At 49.8% G+C, this 19,404-nt stretch carries 18 protein-coding genes, 1 tRNA gene, 3 other RNA genes and 2 riboswitches; of the genes, 10 read left to right on the forward strand and 12 right to left on the reverse strand.

Features of this window, described 5'->3' with window-relative positions:
- Window positions 1-9: 9 nt before the first annotated feature.
- Genes gcvPA through gcvT form a run of 3 tightly spaced genes read right to left on the reverse strand, consistent with a single transcriptional unit; the run spans window position 10 to window position 2,959 of the window.
- The gene (gene gcvPA, locus FHP88_RS04230) at window positions 10-1,407 is read right to left on the reverse strand and encodes an aminomethyl-transferring glycine dehydrogenase subunit GcvPA (RefSeq protein WP_144357772.1); all 1,398 of its coding nucleotides are present in this window, start codon (window positions 1,405-1,407) and stop codon (window positions 10-12) included.
- Window positions 1,408-1,423: 16 nt separating this feature from the next.
- Window positions 1,424-1,819, reverse strand: coding sequence for a glycine cleavage system protein GcvH (gene gcvH, locus FHP88_RS04235; RefSeq protein ID WP_144357773.1), 396 nt, complete (start codon window positions 1,817-1,819; stop codon window positions 1,424-1,426).
- 48 nt (window positions 1,820-1,867) lie between these two features.
- Window positions 1,868-2,959: a glycine cleavage system aminomethyltransferase GcvT gene (gene gcvT / locus FHP88_RS04240; protein ID WP_144357774.1), complete on the reverse strand. Its 1,092-nt coding sequence runs from the start codon at window positions 2,957-2,959 to the stop codon at window positions 1,868-1,870.
- Window positions 2,960-3,014: 55 nt separating this feature from the next.
- A riboswitch (glycine riboswitch) is annotated at window positions 3,015-3,110 on the reverse strand.
- Window positions 3,111-3,125: 15 nt separating this feature from the next.
- A riboswitch (glycine riboswitch) is annotated at window positions 3,126-3,214 on the reverse strand.
- 174 nt (window positions 3,215-3,388) lie between these two features.
- Here gcvT and FHP88_RS04245 point away from each other — a divergent pair.
- The 3 genes from FHP88_RS04245 to FHP88_RS04255 all read left to right on the forward strand — a co-directional run bounded on the left by FHP88_RS04245 (window position 3,389) and on the right by FHP88_RS04255 (window position 7,245).
- Complete coding sequence (locus tag FHP88_RS04245; RefSeq protein ID WP_144357775.1) at window positions 3,389-4,405, forward strand: Fe(3+) ABC transporter substrate-binding protein; 1,017 nt, start codon at window positions 3,389-3,391, stop codon at window positions 4,403-4,405.
- Between the two features lie 178 nt (window positions 4,406-4,583).
- The gene (locus tag FHP88_RS04250; RefSeq protein WP_144358229.1) at window positions 4,584-6,200 is read left to right on the forward strand and encodes an ABC transporter permease; all 1,617 of its coding nucleotides are present in this window, start codon (window positions 4,584-4,586) and stop codon (window positions 6,198-6,200) included.
- A complete protein-coding gene (locus tag FHP88_RS04255; protein ID WP_144357776.1) occupies window positions 6,184-7,245 on the forward strand; it encodes an ABC transporter ATP-binding protein in 1,062 nt (353 codons plus the stop codon). The genes FHP88_RS04250 and FHP88_RS04255 overlap by 17 nt, the downstream gene beginning before the upstream one ends.
- 4 nt (window positions 7,246-7,249) lie before the next feature.
- Here the strand turns inward: FHP88_RS04255 and pepP are convergent, their stop codons facing one another.
- Both pepP and FHP88_RS04265 read right to left on the reverse strand, forming a co-directional pair.
- Window positions 7,250-8,557, reverse strand: a complete 1,308-nt coding sequence (gene pepP / locus FHP88_RS04260) for a Xaa-Pro aminopeptidase (RefSeq protein ID WP_144357777.1) — start codon at window positions 8,555-8,557, stop codon at window positions 7,250-7,252.
- Entirely contained in the window at window positions 8,554-9,108 is a 555-nt protein-coding gene (locus FHP88_RS04265) for a UPF0149 family protein (RefSeq protein ID WP_144357778.1), read from the reverse strand. The genes pepP and FHP88_RS04265 overlap by 4 nt, the downstream gene beginning before the upstream one ends.
- A 152-nt stretch (window positions 9,109-9,260) precedes the next feature.
- Between FHP88_RS04265 and FHP88_RS04270 the strand changes: the two genes are divergently transcribed.
- The 5 genes from FHP88_RS04270 (at window position 9,261) to FHP88_RS19270 (ending at window position 11,401) form a co-directional block, all read left to right on the forward strand.
- Window positions 9,261-9,491: a TIGR02449 family protein gene (locus tag FHP88_RS04270; RefSeq protein ID WP_144357779.1), complete on the forward strand. Its 231-nt coding sequence runs from the start codon at window positions 9,261-9,263 to the stop codon at window positions 9,489-9,491.
- 73 nt (window positions 9,492-9,564) lie between these two features.
- Window positions 9,565-9,879, forward strand: coding sequence for a cell division protein ZapA (locus tag FHP88_RS04275; RefSeq protein ID WP_144357780.1), 315 nt, complete (start codon window positions 9,565-9,567; stop codon window positions 9,877-9,879).
- Between the two features lie 29 nt (window positions 9,880-9,908).
- Window positions 9,909-10,092: non-coding RNA, 6S RNA (gene ssrS / locus FHP88_RS04280), on the forward strand.
- 21 nt (window positions 10,093-10,113) lie between these two features.
- On the forward strand, window positions 10,114-10,707 hold the full coding sequence (locus FHP88_RS04285; protein WP_144357781.1) for a 5-formyltetrahydrofolate cyclo-ligase: 594 nt from the start codon (window positions 10,114-10,116) through the stop codon (window positions 10,705-10,707).
- Between the two features lie 181 nt (window positions 10,708-10,888).
- Window positions 10,889-11,401 (forward strand): histidine biosynthesis protein HisIE, encoded by a 513-nt coding sequence (locus tag FHP88_RS19270; RefSeq protein WP_144357782.1) that lies wholly within the window; start codon window positions 10,889-10,891, stop codon window positions 11,399-11,401.
- A 102-nt stretch (window positions 11,402-11,503) separates the two neighbouring features.
- On the opposite strand, the gene ilvA is transcribed toward FHP88_RS19270, so the two are convergent.
- Entirely contained in the window at window positions 11,504-13,042 is a 1,539-nt protein-coding gene (gene ilvA, locus FHP88_RS04295; RefSeq protein WP_144357783.1) for a threonine ammonia-lyase, biosynthetic, read from the reverse strand.
- Window positions 13,043-13,244: 202 nt separating this feature from the next.
- On the opposite strand from ilvA, the gene rpiA reads away from it, so the two are divergent.
- On the forward strand, window positions 13,245-13,898 hold the full coding sequence (rpiA, locus tag FHP88_RS04300) for a ribose-5-phosphate isomerase RpiA (RefSeq protein ID WP_144357784.1): 654 nt from the start codon (window positions 13,245-13,247) through the stop codon (window positions 13,896-13,898).
- 198 nt (window positions 13,899-14,096) lie between these two features.
- Window positions 14,097-15,158, forward strand: a complete 1,062-nt coding sequence (locus FHP88_RS04305; protein WP_186297601.1) for a radical SAM protein — start codon at window positions 14,097-14,099, stop codon at window positions 15,156-15,158.
- A 155-nt stretch (window positions 15,159-15,313) separates the two neighbouring features.
- Here FHP88_RS04305 and FHP88_RS04310 read toward each other — a convergent pair whose 3' ends face one another.
- From FHP88_RS04310 to rpsI, 6 genes are all read right to left on the reverse strand, one after another.
- On the reverse strand, window positions 15,314-16,255 hold the full coding sequence (locus FHP88_RS04310) for a porin (protein WP_144357786.1): 942 nt from the start codon (window positions 16,253-16,255) through the stop codon (window positions 15,314-15,316).
- 580 nt (window positions 16,256-16,835) lie between these two features.
- Window positions 16,836-18,164: a Fic family protein gene (locus FHP88_RS04315; RefSeq protein ID WP_186297602.1), complete on the reverse strand. Its 1,329-nt coding sequence runs from the start codon at window positions 18,162-18,164 to the stop codon at window positions 16,836-16,838.
- Window positions 18,165-18,397: 233 nt separating this feature from the next.
- Window positions 18,398-18,523, reverse strand: a non-coding RNA gene (locus tag FHP88_RS04320) — RtT sRNA.
- Between the two features lie 201 nt (window positions 18,524-18,724).
- Window positions 18,725-18,851: non-coding RNA, RtT sRNA (locus tag FHP88_RS04325), on the reverse strand.
- 40 nt (window positions 18,852-18,891) lie between these two features.
- Window positions 18,892-18,965, reverse strand: a tRNA-Gln gene (locus tag FHP88_RS04330).
- Window positions 18,966-18,999: 34 nt separating this feature from the next.
- Window positions 19,000-19,392 (reverse strand): 30S ribosomal protein S9, encoded by a 393-nt coding sequence (rpsI, locus tag FHP88_RS04335; RefSeq protein WP_144357788.1) that lies wholly within the window; start codon window positions 19,390-19,392, stop codon window positions 19,000-19,002.
- Window positions 19,393-19,404: the final 12 nt, after the last annotated feature.

Raw genomic sequence — 19,404 nt, forward strand, 5'->3', positions numbered from 1 at the left:
TTCTCCAGCTCACTCTTTTGGCACCAGTCCACAGGTCACACCCCCCTGCAACTGGATGACTCGCTCAAGTTTTTGCGCATAGGCCGCAATCTCATCCTCAGTCCGCTTTTCAGTGGCGCAGACCAGCAGGGCGTTGCCCAACTCCGGATAATCCGCTGATAGATCAAAGCCACCCAGAACATTATGGGCTGCCAAGGAGCGCAAAATACCTTTTGCTGGCGCCGGCAGGCGCACTACACGCTCATGGAATGCGGGCTGTTCAAACATCACCTCCACACCGGGAATCGCCGTCAGCACCTCAACCAGATGCCGGGTATTCTGGAAGGATGCAGCTGCGGCACGCTCTAATCCCTCACTGCCCAGCAAGGCCATATGTATGGTTGCTGCAGTGACCATCAATCCCTGATTCGTGCAAATATTTGAGGTCGCTTTAGATCGGCGAATATGCTGTTCTCGTGCCTGCAGGGTCAAGGAGTAACCCACCTTGCCATCCAGATCGACCGTACGGCCGATGATGCGTCCGGGCATCTGCCTAACCTGTGCTATCTTGCAGCAGAGAAACCCGAAATAGGGACCACCAGATGCAAGCGGCGCACCGAGCGGTTGACCCTCTCCACAACAGATATCCGCGCCGGCCTCACCCCATAATCCAGGCGGTGTCAGTAACGCCAAGGCGAGCGGATTCACCACACCAACCGCTAAAGCACCGTTGGCATGGGCCCAGTTGGTCAGTGCATCAACATCTTCCAGCACACCAAAAAAATTGGGCTGCGGTATCACGAGCGCGGCAAAATCTTCACCCGCATATTGTTCGAGCACTGCCAGATTAGTTTGGCCGCTCTTCGGATCAAACGCCACTTCGACCAATTCGATTTGCTGATTCCGCACAATATTGTGCACTACACGACGATAAGCCGGATGTACTGTCCGCGGCATGAGTACACGCTTTGACTTGGATTTGCGGTTAGCGCGAACAGACATCAGCACAGCTTCCGCCAGTGCCGAGGCTCCGTCGTAGAGCGATGCATTAGAGGCATCCATGCCTGTCAGCGCCACCATCATAGATTGAAATTCATAGAGCAGCTGGAGCGTTCCCTGACTCGCCTCCGCCTGATAGGGGGTGTAGGCGGTATAGAACTCGCCCCGGGTGGTCAATTGCCACACTGCCGCAGGGATATGATGATCATAGGCACCGGCCCCAATGAAGCAGCTGGGTTCCCCATCCTGCAGGGAGCGCTTGCCCATCAACTGGGTGATTTCCATCTCCGACAGAGCTGTCGGAATGGCATCCAGCTGAGTCAGCTTCAGGTTTTCTGGAATTTCATCAAAAAGCTCATCAATGGAGGCGGCTCCAATAGCCACCAGCATCTCCTGAACCTCTTCTTCTGTATGGGGGATAAAAGGCATTTCGTTGCAAATCCTCTCAGTGCTCTTCTGATTCCACAATCTCTGTATAGGCTTCTGCATCCAGCAGATCTTCCAGTTGTGCCGGATCAGAGAGCTTCACCTGGAACAGCCAGCCATCGCCAAAGGCATCCTGATTGACCGTCTCAGGGGCATCAGCCAGCGCTTCATTCACCGCAATCACCTCACCGGAGACGGGACTGTAGACATCAGAAGCGGCTTTCACCGATTCAACCACTGCGCACTCGTTACCGGCATCGACCGTATCACCGACCTCTGGCAACTCGACAAATACCAGATCACCCAGCAATTCCTGTGCATGTTCGGTGATACCTATGACCACAGTGCCATCTTCTTCATCACGCACCCACTCGTGACTCGTAGCATATTTCAGATCATTGGGTACATTGCTCATCTCTCGGCCCTCATTTTGATTTTTAAAATTGACTGTCTTGTGAGCTGATCATAGCTCTACGCGAATCTTTCCGTTGCGCACAAAGGGCGGAGCTACCACCTTTGCGGCCACACGTTTACCCCTGATTTCAACATCACAATGCTCCATCACACCGGCCTCAACCCTCGCCAGGGCGATCGACTTTTCCAGTGTAGGCGAAAAACCACCCGAGGTAATCTCACCAACCTCACGATCACCGACAAATATCTTTTGATGATCCCTCAGCACGCCTCGGCCAGTCAAAACCAGCCCGACAAAACATCTGTTGCTTGGATTTTCCCGATTAACCTCAATCGCCTCACGCCCAATAAACTGACGCTCAGCCGGCTCCCAGGCAATAGTCCAGTTCAAACCAGCTTCCAAGGGACTAATGGATTCATCCATATCAGAACCATAAAGATTCATACCTGCTTCCAGACGCAAGGTATCCCGTGCCCCAAGGCCACTCGGTTGAACACCCGCATCGGCCAACGCTTGCCAGAATGCAACGGCCTTAGACTCTGGCAACACGACTTCAAAGCCATCCTCTCCGGTATAGCCCGTTCGCCCAACAAACCAGTCACCCTTCGTTGCCGCATAAAAGGGTTTTAGATCTGCCGCCGAAGCACTCAGGTTTTCAGGCAATAGGGGTAGCGCCTTCATACGTGCATTGGGACCCTGGACTGCAATCATTGCGAGATCCTTGCGTGGCTTCACATCAACACCGAAGGCGGGCGCTTGTTTGGATAGCCAGGCCACATCCTTCTCCGTAGTGCCAGCATTAACCACCATACGAAACCAGGTTTCATTCATAAAGTAGACGATGAGGTCATCAATGACACCGCCTTCGGGATTGAGCATGCAGGAGTAGAGCGCCTTACCAGGCTCTTTCAATCTGGCAACATCATTAGCCAGGAGATGGCGAAGAAAATCACGGACACGCTCACCCGTCAGATCGACCACCGTCATATGACAGACATCGAACATGCCGGCGTCCCTACGGACGGCGTGGTGCTCTTCCAGTTGTGAACCATAATGCAACGGCATATCCCAGCCACCAAAGGGCACGATGCGGGCACCCATTGCATTATGAATATCGAATAGAATGGTTCTGTTTCCCATGGGATTCTCCACCAGATTAAACACAAAAAAAGGCGGCGCAAGAATACACACCCTGCGCCGCCCCTCTGTCCTAAACCTGAGAGTTTGAAACCGGATAAACCAGCCCCTGCCCCGTCGGTGGGCCTCACGGCCACTCTCCAGAGACAACCCGGAAGGATATTATCCTCCCCACCCTGCGGTCCTTTTGCCTGAGCGATTCCGGACGGTTTGCGCCTTCGGCCCCGGCGTATAGCCGGCCTCTCCCACAGGGGTTTGGATTGAGTGACCGACTATACCCTCAAGAAACGGCTTTGCCAACAAAAGAGGGGAGGAGGAAGATCCCACAAAACGCTAAAAAAATGAGGGAAATTGCCTAAAGGCTATTGATAACGAGAATGATTCTTAATACAATGCAGGCCATCGACAATACTCAACCGGAGTCACCAACCAATGAAGTCATCTGTAAAGCTGGCCATCCTCACCACCACACTTACCCTCTCGGCCAGCGCAATGGCGACCGAGGTCAATGTCTATTCTGCTCGAAAAGAGGCGCTGATCAAACCCTTGCTGGATCAATTCACCAGCGCAAGCGGGATCAAGGTCAATCTGGTGACAGGCAAGGCCGACGCCCTACTGAAACGCCTGAAAAGCGAAGGCGCCAACTCGCCGGCCGATCTTTTCATTACGACTGATGCCGGTCGCCTACACCGCGCTAAAGAGGCGGATGTATTACAACCCATCTCGTCTGAAAAACTGGATGCTGCTATTCCCGCAAGCTACCGCGACCCAGAGGGGTACTGGCACGGCCTCTCTGTCCGCGCCCGCGTCATCACTTACATAAAAGACAAGGTCGACCCAAAATCCCTCTCAAGCTATGAAGGCTTGGCAGACGACAAATGGAAGGGGCGTATCTGCATTAGGGGCTCGGGAAACATCTACAATCAATCACTCGTGGCCTCAATGATTGAGGCCAACGGAGAAGCCGCCACCCAAGCCTGGGCGGAGGGATTTGTCAGCAACTTTGCCCGCCCACCGAAGGGCGGTGACCGTGATCAGGTTAAAGCGGCTGCCGCTGGCGTTTGCGACTTGGCCATCGTGAACACCTATTATCTTGGCGCAATGATTCACAGCAAAGATGAAAACGAGCGAACGGCCGCATCTAAAGTCGCCCTTTTCTGGCCCAACCAATCTGATCGAGGTGCTCACGTCAACATCAGTGGCGCAGGCATTACTAAATCATCCAAGAACAAAGACGCCGCGATCAAACTTATGGAGTTTCTCGCAAGTGACGAGTCTCAAGCATGGTATGCCAGCGTCAACCACGAGTACCCGGTCAAGAGCGGTGTTGAATGGTCCGCTACTTTGAAGACATGGGATACTTTCAAGGCCGACTCCCTGAATCTTTCACAGTTAGGAAAAAATAATCCGACTGCCGTTAAACTGATGGATAAAGCCGGCTGGAAATAACACAACAGGAAGACTCCATGCACTATTGCACTATAGTGCGCCTAGCCAGAGAATAGTGCTTAACAGATCAACGCCACCCCAAGGGTGGCGTTGATGCTTTTAATTTCAGCCACTCAACTGCGGTGACCCAGTGACGACTTGGGGACAAAGTAGAGCAACCGCGCCTCTCTACTGGCGCATGGGAATACTGGGCATTGCAAGCCTGATCGCCTTACCGGTGGTCGTGGTTGCGAGCTACGGATTTCAGCCAGCAGGGGAGGTATGGCAGCACCTCGCCAATACGGTGCTGACGGATTATGTCTCCAACTCGCTGATCCTGATGGCTGAAGTGGCTATCGGAACGCTGTTGCTGGGTGTTTCCACCGCCTGGCTCACCACCATGTGCCGCTTTCCCGGCCGCCGAATTTTCGAATGGGCACTGCTACTGCCAATGGCCATGCCGGCCTATATCATCGCTTACACCTATACCGGGATGTTTGATGTTGCAGGTCCAATTCAGAGCAGCCTGCGTGAATGGCTCAACCTCCAGTATGGCGAGTACTGGTTCCCAGATATCCGCTCACTCTGGGGTGCTGGTGCCATGTTGTCGCTTACCCTTTATCCTTATGTCTATCTACTCTCGCGTGCCGCATTCCTGGAGCAGTCGGTCTGTGTCCTGGAAGTCAGTCGCTCACTGGGTAATGGCCCTTGGCGTACCTTCTTCCGTGTTGCTCTGCCACTCGCCAGGCCCGCCGTAGTCGCCGGACTGAGCCTGGCATTAATGGAAACGCTTGCTGACTATGGCACCGTCCAATACTTCGGCATAGCGACTTTCACCACCGGCATCTTCCGCACTTGGTTCGGCATGGATGACAGTGCTGCAGCCGCTCAACTCTCGACCGCACTCCTGGTCTTTGTGTTCACCCTGGTACTGCTGGAGCGCTGGTCTCGCCGCAAAATGCGCTACCACCATTCGGGCCAGCGTCACCAATCCCTCCCCGGTTTCGTACTGCAGCGTCATCAGAAATTTGGGGCCATACTGATCTGCTCCTGCACACTCTTTTTCGGCTTCTTACTTCCGGCCGGCCAACTGGCCTACTGGGCCGTGAAAACACGCTACATGATCAATGCCGACTTTCTACAGCTCACACTGAACACGATCAGCCTCGCCGCAGGAACAGCCCTATTGGCGCTCCTATTGGCGCTACTGATGGGCTACGGCCGAAGACTCAGTCCGGACAGATTCACTATAAGCGCTGTCAGGGTTGCAGGTATGGGTTATGCGGTGCCTGGAACGGTCATTGCCGTAGGTGTAATGCTACCTTTCGCGTGGATCGATAATAGCGTAGACCACTGGATGCAGATGCAATTTGGCATCTCGACAGGGTTGCTGCTCAGCGGCACACTGGTCGCACTGGTATCTGCCTATCTCGTACGTTTTCTTGCGGTATCGCTGCAAACAGTTGAAGCGGGACTTGGGAAAATCAAGCAAACGATTGATGAAAGCGCCCGCACCTTAGGCGCAACACCCGGACAAGTATTAGGTAAAATCCATCTCCCCATGCTCAAGGGCAGTCTGCTGACAGCCATTCTACTCGTGTTTGTAGATGTCATGAAGGAGTTACCAGCCACCTTGGTGCTGCGTCCGTTCAACTTCAACACACTGGCTGTTAGGGCCTTCGAACTGGCTTCAGATGAGCGTTTGATGGACTCTGCCAGTGCAGCATTGACGATTGTACTCGCGGGAATACTTCCAGTTATCCTACTAAGTCGATCGATTCGGAATTCACGAGATAAAAATGATACCCCGACTTGAACTGAACAATGTCTCTATCGCCTTCGACTCAACGGCCGTTGTCCGGCAGGTCAGTCTGCAATTACCCGAAGGTGACATCGGCTCACTATTGGGCCCAAGTGGTTGTGGCAAGACAACACTGCTGCGCGCCATAGCCGGATTTGAGCAGCTACAACAAGGCAGTATCGCTTTGCATGGTAAATGTGTCAGTAGCGAGCAGCTGATGATTGCGCCGGAGAAACGGCGAGTCGGCATGGTTTTTCAGGACTTCGCCTTGTTCCCACACCTCAGTGTTGCCGACAATATCGCCTTTGGACTCAACGGCCAGTCAAGCCAACAGAAACGAGCACGAATCGCAGAACTTCTTAAGCTAGTCGGCCTTTCCGAACTGTCCAACCAGCACCCCCACCAACTCTCTGGCGGGCAACAACAACGCGTGGCGCTTGCTCGGGCCATGGCACCAAGACCTGAGATACTGTTATTGGACGAACCCTTCTCAGCCCTCGATCCCGAACTGCGCGGTCAATTGGCGACGGAAGTGCGCCTCTTACTTAAACAGGATGGCATTACCGCGATACTGGTGACGCATGATCAGACCGAAGCATTCGCCATGGCCGATCAGATCGGCGTCATGCATCAAGGTGCATTGCATCAATGGGACAACAGCTACAATCTCTATCATCACCCAGCGACCACATTCGTGGCCGATTTTATTGGCCGCGGCACACTGCTCACGATTGTAGTTGCCGACAAAAACAGCATCGACACCCCGTTTGGCCGGCTAAGCGGGAAATTGCCTCCAGGCAGTGAGCCGGGCGGTCGATTGCAGCTTCTATTACGGCCCGACGATCTGCACCTCACCACTAAGCAAGATGGTATTCGTGCACAGATCATTGAGCGTCTTTTTCAGGGAGCGGACTACCTTTACACCCTCCAGCTCGATTCAGGTGATCGATTCCACTGTCTGGCACCGAGTCATCAACAGCACAATAAGGGCGATACCGTCACCCTCAAACTGGACATTCAAGATCTGGTGCTATTCTCAGATGACGGACTAGCGCTCTAATTGATCATGCCGCCATTAAGGCTTCAATCTCTTCAACGGTCTTCGGAACATCTTTCGAAAGGATATCGTAGCCATCCTTGGTCACCAGCAAATCATCTTCAATTCGAATACCAATATTCCACCACTTCTTGGCAACCCCTTTAGCACCCGCAGGCATATAGATGCCGGGCTCTACCGTAAGGACCATGCCAGGCTCCAGCAGACGCCACTTACCATCTATCTTGTAATCCCCGACATCATGCACATCCATTCCCAGCCAATGGCCAGCCCGGTGCATATAGAAGGGTTTATAAGCCTCATTCTTGATCAGGGTAGAGACTCGCCCCTTAAGTATGCCTAACTCAACCAATCCCTTGGTGATCACCTTCACCACCGCATCATGTGGATCATTCCAGTGATTACCCGGACGCACTTTCTCAATAGCTGCCGCTTGAGATTTCAAGACCAGCTCATAAAGTGCCCGCTGTTCAGGTGAAAATCTTCCATTGACCGGAAAGGTACGGGTAATATCAGACGCATAGTAGTCATACTCACACCCGGCATCGATCAACAGTAGATCGCCCGACTTCAACTCGGCACTGTTCTCGACATAGTGCAGGATACAACCGTTCGCTCCACCACCGACAATTGGCGTATAAGCCTGATATCGACCACCGTTTTTTGCGCATTCATGCACCAATTCGGCTTCAACCTGCCATTCCATCAGACCGGGGCGGCAATACTGCATGGCACGCTTGTGTGCCTTGGCCGATATCTTGGCGGCTGTTCGCATCGCCTTTATCTCAGAGCGGCTCTTATACAGGCGCATGTCATGCAGATAGTGATCCAGCGCCACAAATTCGATAGGCCCATGCACGCCTGCGCGGCCCTGATTTCGAATGGTACTGATCCACTCAGACATCTGCTTATCCAACTCATGATTGCAACCCATGGCATAAAAGACCCGCTCACTCTGCTCAATCATTCGTGGCAATATGTCATTCAGATCACCAATGGGAAAGGAGTCATCTGCACCATAGACCTCACAGGCACCCTCCTGCCCAGCACGCAGGCCATTCCAGGTCTCTTTCTCCATATCCCGCTCACGACAAAACAGCACATACTCCGCCTGCTTTCGTCCAGGAATCAATACAGCCACGGCTTCCGGCTCTGGAAATCCCGTCAGGTAGTGGAAATCACTATCGGGACGATAGGGATAGTCCGCATCTCTATTGCGTATAGAGATGGGGGCTGAGGGCAGTATGGCAATACTGCCAGGCCCCATCATACGCATCAGTTGCTTACGTCGGCGTTTGAATTCACTGACTGTCATGAGCGCTCCGATTCATCGGCTACCATTTCTGAATGCACCAGCATGGCAGCTACCCAGATAAATTCCGTAATCTCCATCAACGCCTCCTCATCCTCTTCTGCACCCTGCAAATGCTCAACATCCATGCGTGTGATCTCAGCCAAGGCATTCAGTGCATCCTGAGTCTCTTCCGAGAATTGATGATCAGAAGGCAATCCAGCCACGCCAACACCATAGAGAAAACCCTGACACCAATCGGCTACAGCAGATGCTCGCAACGTCAAAGCTTGATCATCGTCAGGTAGAAAGGGGGTAAACCCCAGTCCAGGGCCGGATACGGCCACCCTCGTTTCGTCATACAAAATCTTAAGTGATCCGGCGCATTCACGTACCAAGAGATCCGCCGCAGTAGCCTCATCAAACAGTTCAGCAAACCAGCGCGCTTCCGCATCACCCCTGCCCGCACAGATCAGACCACACAAAATACCGTGGACCTCAGCACCCGAACTCTCAATATCAGCCGACGCTAACTGTCGCTCCACCCGTTCATAATTTAGACTGCTTTCGGTCATGTATAATTTTTCTCTTGAAAGTGCATATACTCAGGAATATCGCCATCGATTTATTCCATCCCTCGCCAGATGGAATACCTGGTTGACATAATATAGTATCATGGCTATTGATAACGTTGACCCGCGCGATAACGCGCTCTATATTGAAGCGTATGAACTTAAATGACCCCAACTCCACTTCTGAACTGGATCTCAATAAGCTTGAGACACAAGTCGATGAGCTGATCCGCACTATTAGCCGCCTGAAAGAGGAAAACAGAAACCTCCGGGGCAAGCAACAAGAGCTGATGTCAGAACGCGCCGAGCTCATCGAGAAAACTGAACTCGCAAGAAGTCGCGTTGAGGCAATGATATCCCGTTTACGTACCATCGAAACCGGCTAAGCAACGAGACCCAAGCATTACTCAAGAACAAGCCACCTCTAATTATCCATAATCAGATCCCGAGCATACAATAGTGAGCGAAAACAGCATCCCCGTTACTGTGCATATACTGGATAAGGAGTATCGAGTTGCCTGCAAACAAGGTGAAGAGGATAGCCTTATAGCCACCGCCCGCTTTGTAGACATGAAGATGCGAGAGATACGCTCCAGTGGCAAAGTATTGGGCACCGACAGAATCGCCGTGATGACGGCACTCAACCTCGCACACGAACTTCTCGATAAGCAATCTCAAAAAAATGAGACCGGGCAAAACATGAGCTATCGATTGCGTGCAATGCAGCAAAAAATTGATGCCGCCCTTAGTAAGGAAAATCAGCTAGATCTTTAAACTCAATAGAGGTAGCCTATTCTTACAGGTATCCCCTGCGGTGTTTGTAAGCAAATTGGGTATTTTCTTGAGCCTATTCATTACCCCGGGGACTTAATAGGAATGACATTGTGCATGTCCGCCTCGAGCGGAAAGCCTTAATCTTCCTTGTTGTCCCCACTTGAGCCTACCGGTTCAAGAACGATGATTTGCTACGGCACAGGTGGGGGATACCTTATTTACTTCTACCTACCCATGAATAACCCAGCTAAATTACGTAAATCTATTCGCGCTCACAGAAGAGCGCTGTCCAAACAGCAGAAAAGGCGCAATAGCCTTGCAGCCTGCCGTCATTTCATTAATACCCTCGCGCTCATTCGCTGTAAAAAAATCGCCCTGTATCTCGCCGCTGACAGTGAACTTGATCCACAACCACTGCTCAAAAAATTGCTTAGATTAAACAAAACAATCTACCTACCCATCTTAAGACCTGCCAATGTGAATGCACTCTGGTTTTCCGAATACCGCATTAACGATCCTTTACGCAGTAACCGATACGGCATACTCGAACCTAACTATAAACTGAGAAAGCCCATACCAACATGGGGACTCGATCTTATCGTCATGCCATTAGTAGCGTTCAGTAATGACGGAACACGCCTTGGTATGGGCGGAGGCTACTACGACAGGACACTCAGCTACCAAAGTACTCGGCTTAGTTGGATTAAGCCAAAGTTAGTGGGCTATGCACATGAATGTCAGCGCACCCACGCCTTGCCCAAGCGTCATTGGGACATACCATTACATGCCATTATTACTGAGCAAGGCTATCAATCCTTCATCGACTAACATCCGATAACGCAATAAATAACCCGATGACCACCTTCACATCATTTAAAAAAACATAAAACTGCACTTAAAACAAAAAATACACCAAAAAATCTCAAAATATCCGTTATTTACTAGCTTTTTCTGAATACTTTATTATACTCAAACTTGACATTTGCACACCGAGCGTGGAGGAAGCGTAATGGCCGTCAAAAAAGCTGCTAAGAAGAAGACTGCAAAGAAGAAGAGCGCGGTCGCTAAGAAGACCAACAGTAAAAAAACAGTTGCTGCGAAAACTGCAGTAAGCAAAAAGAAAGTGACGGCAAAGAAAAAAGTCGCTGCCAAGAAGAAAGTCGTTAAGAAAAAGGTCGCGAAGAAGAAGGTTGCTGCTAAAAAGAAAGTGGCCAAGAAAAAGGTAGCGAAGAAGAAGGTTGCTACCAAAAAGAAAGTAGCCAAGAAAAAGGTAGCAAAGAAGAAGGTTGCTGCTAAAAAGAAAGTGGCTAAGAAAAAGGTAGCGAAGAAGAAAGTTGCCGCCAAAAAGAAAGTGGCTAAGAAAAAGGTAGCGAAGAAGAAAGTTGCCGCCAAAAAGAAAGTAGCGAAGAAGAAGGTTGCTGCTAAAAAGAAAGTAGCTAAGAAAAAGGTAGCGAAGAAGAAAGCTACTCTTCGCCCTCGTAAGGTTAGGCCTCGCAAAAAAGCCGCTACGAAAGCCGGTTAATTACTCGCTCACAAAAAGGCCCTGTTTCAGGGCCTTTTTGTTAATACTGAAAGCTCAGGACACCAGCGAGATAACGGCATACACGTGCCTGAATAGTGTGGTTTATTGACGCTTTGGGCATTCACCCCCGCATGCAAACAGGCGGTAGGCCAGGTTATCGGTCTCTTCTTCCCACACAAACCCCAGGGCTTTCAAAAAGCCTATAAACTGGCGCTTTTCACCCGGTTCAATCTGAACACCCAGTAAAACCCGACCGTAAGCCGCACCGTGATTTCGATAATGGAAGAGCGATATGTTCCACCGCTTGCCCATCTCTGTAAGAAAATCCAGCAACGCACCAGGCCGCTCAGGAAACTCAAAACGAAACAGCGCCTCATCTCTCACACCCGGTGCATGCCCGCCCACCATATAGCGGATATGCAACTTCGCTGTTTCATTTTCTGTCATATCCACAACCCGGTAACCCTGCCCTAATAAACGAGCTATAACCTGCTCTCGCTCAGATAGCGCATCAGCAAGCTCAATACCAACAAACACATGCGCATGCTTGGAATCAGTAAAACGATAGTTGAACTCCGTTACACTGCGTTTCCCTATAGCGCGACAGAAATTCAAAAAGCTACCAGGCTCTTCGGGTATCTCAACTGCTAACAATACTTCACGTTGCTCACCCAGCTCAGCACGTTCAGCGACATGTCGAAGACGATCAAAATTGATATTAGCCCCGCTCTCAATTGCAACCAAACTCTGATCAACAATTCCTTCGCGTGTGACATACTTTTTCAATCCCGCCACGGCTAATGCACCAGCAGGCTCAGCCACGGTCCGCGTATCATCAAAGACGTCTTTGATGGCCGCACAGATCTCATCCGTTGTAACCAGCACAACCTCATCGACAACTTCCCTGGCCAATCGAAAGGTCTCTTTTCCGATTTTTTTCACGGCGACACCGTCTGCAAAAATACCCACGTGTTTTAGACTGACACGCTTACCCTTGGCCAAGGCACTATGCAAGGTGGGGGCATCTTCAGGTTCAACACCAATCACTTTGACCTGAGGATAGACATACTTTACATAGGCGCCAATCCCACTAATTAACCCACCACCCCCGACAGGAACAAATATGGCATGAGGCGGCCCTGCATGCTGACGTAACAACTCCATGGCGATCGTACCCTGACCCGCTATGACCTCTGGGTCATCAAAGGGATGCACAAAAGTCATATCCTCATCTACAGCCAGTTTTAGCGCATACTCACAAGCCGCATCATATGAGTCACCCCAGAGTACAATCTTTGCACCTAGCGCCTTCACTGATTGCACTTTGATTGTCGGTGTGGTTTTAGGCATCACGATCAATGCCTTTATACCTAGATGACGGGCTGATAACGCGACACCCTGGGCATGGTTTCCAGCCGATGCCGCAATAACCCCTTTTCTTCGCTCGATTTCTGAAAGTGAGCGTATACGGTTATAGGCACCCCGTAACTTAAATGAAAAAACCGGCTGCAGATCTTCCCTTTTCAGGTAGACCTGGTTGCTCAATCGCCGCGTCAAGCGCTCCGCTTTATCCAGCGGGGTTTCACGGACAATATCGTAGATCTGGGCCCGCAGGATCCTCTCTATATAATTTTGTGGCATAAGACCTGACTGATTCTTGTGGTTTATTAAAAGTTAAAAACTACCTTACAGCGAATAATAATCACCGTGCATCAAACTTCCTTATAGATTGGTATAACAATCCTTCTGTTCTGATCCTCAGCAGTTAGCGAAAGGAGTGTTATTATTGTATGCATTTATACATTGACTACTATAGCCAGACTGATTGGTGCGAGGGAAGATAATGAATCAAGATGAACTAAAGCGCATGGCGGCACAGGCGGCCATCGATCATGTAAAGGGCGGCATCATTGGTGTCGGCACAGGATCTACCGTTAATCACTTTATCGATCTATTGGCGGAGATCAAGCACACCATTGAAGGCGCAGTCTCTAGTTCAGAAGTCTCCACCGAGCGAATGAAAGCACACGGTATTCCCGTCTTTGACTTGAACGCCACCGGAGAACTGGACCTTTATGTGGACGGCGCAGACGAATCCACCAAGCATCTGCATTTGATAAAAGGTGGCGGCGGCGCTCTGACACGGGAGAAAATTGTCGCAGGGGCCAGTAAGCGATTTATCTGTATCGCCGATGAAAGCAAGTTGGTCGATATCCTGGGAGAATTCCCACTCCCTGTCGAAGTGATTCCCATGGCCCGCAGCCATGTCGCGAGACAACTCGTAAAACTAGGGGGAACCCCAGTTTGGCGGGACGGCTTTATTACGGACAACGGGAACATTATCCTGGACGTGCATAATCTGCGCATCATGGACCCGGTTAAAACAGAGCAGGATATAAACAATATTGCAGGGGTTGTGACGACAGGGATTTTTGCATTGCGGCCTGCGGATTTGTTGATTCTGGGTTCTCCAAGTGGCGTCACTGTAATAGATTAATAACTCCTTTCATTGATGTGAGAGCCTTATCCTTTATCCCTCCTTGAAGGGACAAAGGCAGCTTGTAACACTTTATTACTGCCACTCCCTTTACCCCGCCTTGCACAGGGATGATATCCATCGAATTTTTGCTATGATATGCGTTCAACGCATACACAGCGCCTCCCCCAATACCTGCAGAAACTAGAGAATACCGATATGTTTAATATGATTATTACTGGCAAATGCTCAAAAAACTGCAGTTTCTGCTTTACGGAAGAGGAAGCCAGGAAGGAAAAAAAATATGACGACATGTCTCTCGACTACATCAAAGAGATTGTCGAAAAGTATGAATATAAAAAGCGGGGGCATGTTCTTAAATTATTGGGGGGAGAGCCCACTGAGCACCCACAATTTCTCGACATCATCGAATACGCTGCCAAAGAGCAGATCCCCGTCTATTTGATCAGTAATTTTCTATTTGGAACGAAAATTCAGGAAGGGATTCTTAAGCACATCGACACATTCACCAGTTTCCTGGTGAATGGCGCCGAACTTGCGGAAAAAAATCGACTTAAAAATTTCGCGAAGAATTTCAACAAAATTGCCTATCAGTTCGCCAGATCCAAACAGGGAGGGAAGCAAAAATTCACCCTCGCGCAAACCATCCCCGATACTCATTATGACGTCATCAACTTCACCGAATATCTAAAGTCACTGAAGCGAGAACTCGACTTTTCAAATCTGGGAAATATCCGTATCGGACTAGGGCTAAGCGGCACCTATCTACTGCACAATAAAAAACTTGGCGACAAAGTGGCGGAAATACTACGCTTTAATCGTGAAAATAGGCTAGGCACGCAGTTTGACTGTCAGTTCCCGCCCTGCATATTCACTGATGAACATTTTAAAGAATTTGAAACGCCCAGTTTCTCTCTCTGGAACAACGTTACGGCCAACCCAGACGCAAAAACCTTCCCAGGCGGGATATGCCACATGCCCGCTTTTGATCTGATGCCGGATGAGACCCTGCTGTACTGCTATCAAACACAATCAGCCATCAGCCCAAAGCTCCCTGATCTGGAAAAATCTGTCGACCCTGAAACTCTGAAAGACTCTTTTATTGGTAAATTAGGGGCCGGCTTGGATCATGTCGTATCACAACGCTTGCGCGCCAGCTATCTTGAAGAGCGTGAAAAACGCCCCACATTAGACGAGTGTAAAAGCTGCCATCTCTACCCACAATACTGCGGGTCACTTTGCCTGGGCTGCTATCTATAACAGGAAAGACCCAATCTAAAACCTACAGCTGTTTTTTTAATTAGCTCGGCATAAAAAGCCACACTCCAAGAATGTGGCTTTTATTTTTTATCGGTAATAAAAAACGGGGTCCGAAGACCCCGTTTTCTTTAACTCACTAAACTGAATAGATCAGATTAGAAGTCGTGACGCAGACCGAGTGCAAACTCGCTTACGTCAACACCACCAGTGGTGTCTTGGCTAGCGTACTCAGCATAAACGCGGGTGCGCTTGCTGAAGCTGTGCTCCAGACCGACAGCCCATGCATCGGTGTCTGCTGCAGCATCATTATCGATCTCACCGATCAGAATACGAGCAGTGTTGTTGCCGAAGTAGGCTTCTGCACCCAACTGCCAAGCTTCCTGGTCAGCTGCGCCGAAATCCCGGTCCTCATAGGCACCAACAATAGCGAAGTTACCGAAATTGTACTTACCAGACAGGCCCAATGTTTCGTTATCGTTTACCGTTGCATTGGTCGCACTGTTAGCTTCGAATGCATTGTAGCCAAGGCCAACGCTCAGAGGACCGTTGTCATATTTCAGGGCCAAGCTCGTACCGTCAACACCGTCTTCGGCATCTGCACCGCTGTTATCAATAACAAAGGCCAGTGACGCACTGAAACCATTCATGTTAGGAGTAACATAAGCCAGTGCATTACCGGTACGGTAGCTGTTCAGAGTCTGACGGAAACCAGCTGAAGGCGCATTCATGATGTTGGTCTTTGCAACTGCACCGTAGTAAGGAGTCCATTGACGACCGATCGCAACAGTACCGAAACCACCGGTCAGGCCAACAAAGCCCAGACGGTTAGTGAAGCCCAGAGAGGTAGAACCACCTTCGGTGGTCTCAGTAGCCCACTCATACTGGAAGATGGCCTTCATGCCATTACCCAGATCTTCGCTACCCTTAACGCCTAGACGTGAGGTACCGTTACCTTTCTCGATATCCCAAGCATCAGTTGTGCCGTTATCGTTGTGGGTCAGAGCGTTATCGATCAGACCATAGATGGTGGTATCTGCGCTTACAGCCATTGGAGCAGCAACAGCTGCAGCGATAGCAATAGAAAGAAGTTTTTTCATTATAGATTCCCGCTAAAAGTAAATTTACGAAAAATGCTGTGCAGGGGAGATACTATTACTCTAATCAGGGGTTTGCAACTCTTTTTTCAAAAAAAACCACAAATATACCGCTTGTTGTATTTTTACTACAAAAATAGATGCCGAAGCACACTATAAAATCGCAAATCCCTATCAATGTAATAAGTTAAGGCGCAATAGCTAGAACTCGCTTGAATATCGTATGGCAGCTGAACCGATATATTTTAATATATGTAGTTTCGCACGCATAAGCCTATTTGCTTTATTTTCACACCCCATACCCAATGAAGGGAAATTTGGCTGGGGACGGAGGATTATTCGGTCTGCAGCCCCATGCTGAAGGGGGGAAGACTAAACAGAAGACACGGAAAACTGGCTTGATCTGCTTCTGCATAGTGTTGATCTGTCAGAAACTGAGTTGTCTTAGGTAAGATTAGCCTGCATCTATAGAAGTGCTATGAAAATGCATGGCTGGATATGATAAGTAGGCGAAATAAGCCGAACGTAATTCAGCTCACGCATAATAGAACCACTAAAAGTCACTACAGCGAACAGTCACTCTTCAAGTATCGCTCTGATATTCAGCAAGTTTTTTTGCCGGCATATATATAACTTGACGTCCTGCCTCAGGATGAAACTCTTCTAAAAGCCCGTGCTTAACCAAGTACTGCAAATCATTTCGTGCCGTAGCTGTCGCAATACTGTGACTCGCCTTATGTGTTTGTACCGTGTATTCCGAATGAGGCTTACGGAGCGCATGGGCAAGCAAGGCTAACTGCCGATAATTGAAATGCCCTTGCGATCTCAACAAACTCTCCACTTCAGCTATCTGTTTTGCTTTGATTTCAAGGTATAACTCAGCGGCCTTGAGCGCCTTTCTAATCACCTCCAACTGATAAGTAATGAAATATGTCGCATCATTATCATCCGACTCTGCATACAAAAAAGAACGCCCATATTGTGCCTGCGAGCGATTTAGAATGGATGATATTGATATGAATTCAAACAACCAATAACCATGCCGAAGCATTGCCCAATAAAACAATGCCCTCGCAGTCCTACCATTTCCATCCATAAAAGGGTGATCATAAGCCAACCAAAAGTGCAAGATGATCGCTCGAATTACAGGGTGTAAAAACTCCCTTTTACCCGCACCATTTGCAAAATCACACATCATCTTTAGCCGACCAGGCAATTCTTCGGCAGGAGGCGGATAATGCAACACATCTCCCGTTGTATTTGACCCAACATGAATTCGCTCATCTTCTGGAGTCTGCAGCCTTCCAACAGCACTTGCTTCCAGTGTCCCCCTGGTCATTCGCCGATGAATCTCCAATACCAACTCAGGCGTTAAATCATCATTCTGGTGATGCCTTATGAATGACATTCCTTCAAGATTATTAAATATCATTCTTTCAGCTTTGTTACTTGGTTTACGCCCACTTCGAAACATGTCCATAGCCGCTTTACGCGTTGTGGATGCCCCTTCTAATTGACTCGATGTGATGGCTTCTTCGATTAACGACCGAACCAGAAACCGTTCTTTTGGCCCTGATTCAGAAATCTGCTTCGGCATAGCAATACGCCCTGCCGCCTTCGAATCGATTTCATGTAAAATCTCCATCGCTCCCGGTATCAAGAGATATGAAAAGGGCGTACTGTCAGTACCAATCAAAGGCAGTATCTTGACACCATTCATTCGGGCTAACTTAATACCCAGCCACCACTGATCCAGCGTTAATCCATCTGGAGGCTCTCGGTGTATTAATTCGGAGTAATGTAGATACTTGCCAGAATCTGTGACCGGAGACATGCCAATCAACTTGAAAAGGCTATCTTTCTTTTCGTCAATTAACGAGCTGATCGTTGGCGCACGCGGGATTGGCTTCATATGCATTGTCAATTATTGAATTATTGACAACATACTGGCAGCAATCCCCATCAACTGTCAATTATTTGATATTTAACACTATAAAGAATAGGTTCAATTCATCAGAAATGAACAGACAGCCTGCCCACTGTATTAGAAATTATTCAGCGGCGATACACACCAAAAAGCGTGATCCATAAGTGCCCCAAAGAAAAAAGGCTTACAGTGCGACGCTGTAGGCCTTTGATCTAATTTGGCTGGGGATGGAGGATTATTCGGCCTGCGACCTCACCCCTACGGGGCGGGCTTCACTCTGTTTCGCCGTGGCGCTGCGCGCCAACCTCGGTGGAGCTTCTCACCCTCCATCCAGTGCCTTTTTAAGCTGATACGAAAAACCCCGCCTGAGCGGGTTGATTCAAAGGGTTCTTCGGTTGATTCTGGGCTGAATGACTGGTGAGATGAAAAATCCTGAATTGAGGCGAAGATTGCAGGCAATAGCAACGCTATTGGCAAAATCTTCAACGAAGAGTCAGGGCTTTTCAGCCAGCGGCCATCAGACCATGAATTGACCGGAGAGCCCCGGGCTGGGGATGGAGGATTATTCGGCCTACGGCCTCACCCCTACGGGGCGGGCTTCACTCCGTTTCGCCGTGGCGCTGCGCGCCGAACCTCGGTGGAGCTTCTCACCCTCCATCCAGAGCCTTTTTAACTGATACGAAAAAACCCGCCTGAGCGGGTTGATTCAATTTGGCTGGGGATGGAGGATTCGAACCTCCACTGACGGAGTCAGAGTCCGTAGTCCTGCCGTTAGACGAATCCCCAATTGCAGGAGTCGGCCAGCGACTCCAACAACGGTTTAGCGTTTTGAGTACTGAGGACGCTTACGCGCCTTGTGCAGGCCAACCTTTTTACGCTCTACCTCACGGGCATCGCGGGTCAGGAAGCCAGCACGTCTCATTGGGCTCTGCAGCGTTTCATCGTATTCCGACAATGCCCGGGCGATACCCAAGCGGATAGCGCCAGCCTGACCGGTAGTGCCACCACCTTTTACTGTGGCTTTAATGTCAACGCTTTTTAGCAGGTCAGCAATACCAAGTGGCTGACGAACAACCATTCGGGCGGTTTCACGGCCAAAGTACTCATCCAGCGGACGACCATTGACAACGATGTTGCCGCTTCCGGCACTCAGGAAGACGCGCGCAGCTGAGCTTTTGCGACGTCCGGTAGCATAATTCTGGGTTTGAGCCATGTTTCTGTTCCG

The sequence above is a fragment of the Sedimenticola selenatireducens genome, from assembly GCF_007625115.1.
Classification (GTDB): domain Bacteria; phylum Pseudomonadota; class Gammaproteobacteria; order Chromatiales; family Chromatiaceae; genus Sedimenticola; species Sedimenticola selenatireducens_A.

What these genes read in the sequence shown, in the direction of transcription:
- ilvA (WP_144357783.1), bottom strand. Translation starts at nt 13,042, where the DNA reads ATGCCACAAAATTATATAGAGAGGATCCTGCGGGCCCAGATCTACGAT.
- gcvPA (WP_144357772.1), bottom strand. Translation starts at nt 1,407, where the DNA reads ATGCCTTTTATCCCCCATACAGAAGAAGAGGTTCAGGAGATGCTGGTG.
- pepP (WP_144357777.1), bottom strand. Translation starts at nt 8,557, where the DNA reads ATGACAGTCAGTGAATTCAAACGCCGACGTAAGCAACTGATGCGTATG.
- FHP88_RS04265 (WP_144357778.1), bottom strand. Translation starts at nt 9,108, where the DNA reads ATGACCGAAAGCAGTCTAAATTATGAACGGGTGGAGCGACAGTTAGCG.
- gcvT (WP_144357774.1), bottom strand. Translation starts at nt 2,959, where the DNA reads ATGGGAAACAGAACCATTCTATTCGATATTCATAATGCAATGGGTGCC.
- FHP88_RS04285 (WP_144357781.1), top strand. Translation starts at nt 10,114, where the DNA reads ATGAATAACCCAGCTAAATTACGTAAATCTATTCGCGCTCACAGAAGA.
- FHP88_RS04315 (WP_186297602.1), bottom strand. Translation starts at nt 18,164, where the DNA reads ATGAAGCCAATCCCGCGTGCGCCAACGATCAGCTCGTTAATTGACGAA.
- FHP88_RS19270 (WP_144357782.1), top strand. Translation starts at nt 10,889, where the DNA reads ATGGCCGTCAAAAAAGCTGCTAAGAAGAAGACTGCAAAGAAGAAGAGC.
- FHP88_RS04245 (WP_144357775.1), top strand. Translation starts at nt 3,389, where the DNA reads ATGAAGTCATCTGTAAAGCTGGCCATCCTCACCACCACACTTACCCTC.
- FHP88_RS04305 (WP_186297601.1), top strand. Translation starts at nt 14,097, where the DNA reads ATGTTTAATATGATTATTACTGGCAAATGCTCAAAAAACTGCAGTTTC.
- FHP88_RS04250 (WP_144358229.1), top strand. Translation starts at nt 4,584, where the DNA reads ATGGGAATACTGGGCATTGCAAGCCTGATCGCCTTACCGGTGGTCGTG.
- FHP88_RS04270 (WP_144357779.1), top strand. Translation starts at nt 9,261, where the DNA reads ATGAACTTAAATGACCCCAACTCCACTTCTGAACTGGATCTCAATAAG.
- rpsI (WP_144357788.1), bottom strand. Translation starts at nt 19,392, where the DNA reads ATGGCTCAAACCCAGAATTATGCTACCGGACGTCGCAAAAGCTCAGCT.
- rpiA (WP_144357784.1), top strand. Translation starts at nt 13,245, where the DNA reads ATGAATCAAGATGAACTAAAGCGCATGGCGGCACAGGCGGCCATCGAT.
- FHP88_RS04255 (WP_144357776.1), top strand. Translation starts at nt 6,184, where the DNA reads ATGATACCCCGACTTGAACTGAACAATGTCTCTATCGCCTTCGACTCA.
- FHP88_RS04310 (WP_144357786.1), bottom strand. Translation starts at nt 16,255, where the DNA reads ATGAAAAAACTTCTTTCTATTGCTATCGCTGCAGCTGTTGCTGCTCCA.
- gcvH (WP_144357773.1), bottom strand. Translation starts at nt 1,819, where the DNA reads ATGAGCAATGTACCCAATGATCTGAAATATGCTACGAGTCACGAGTGG.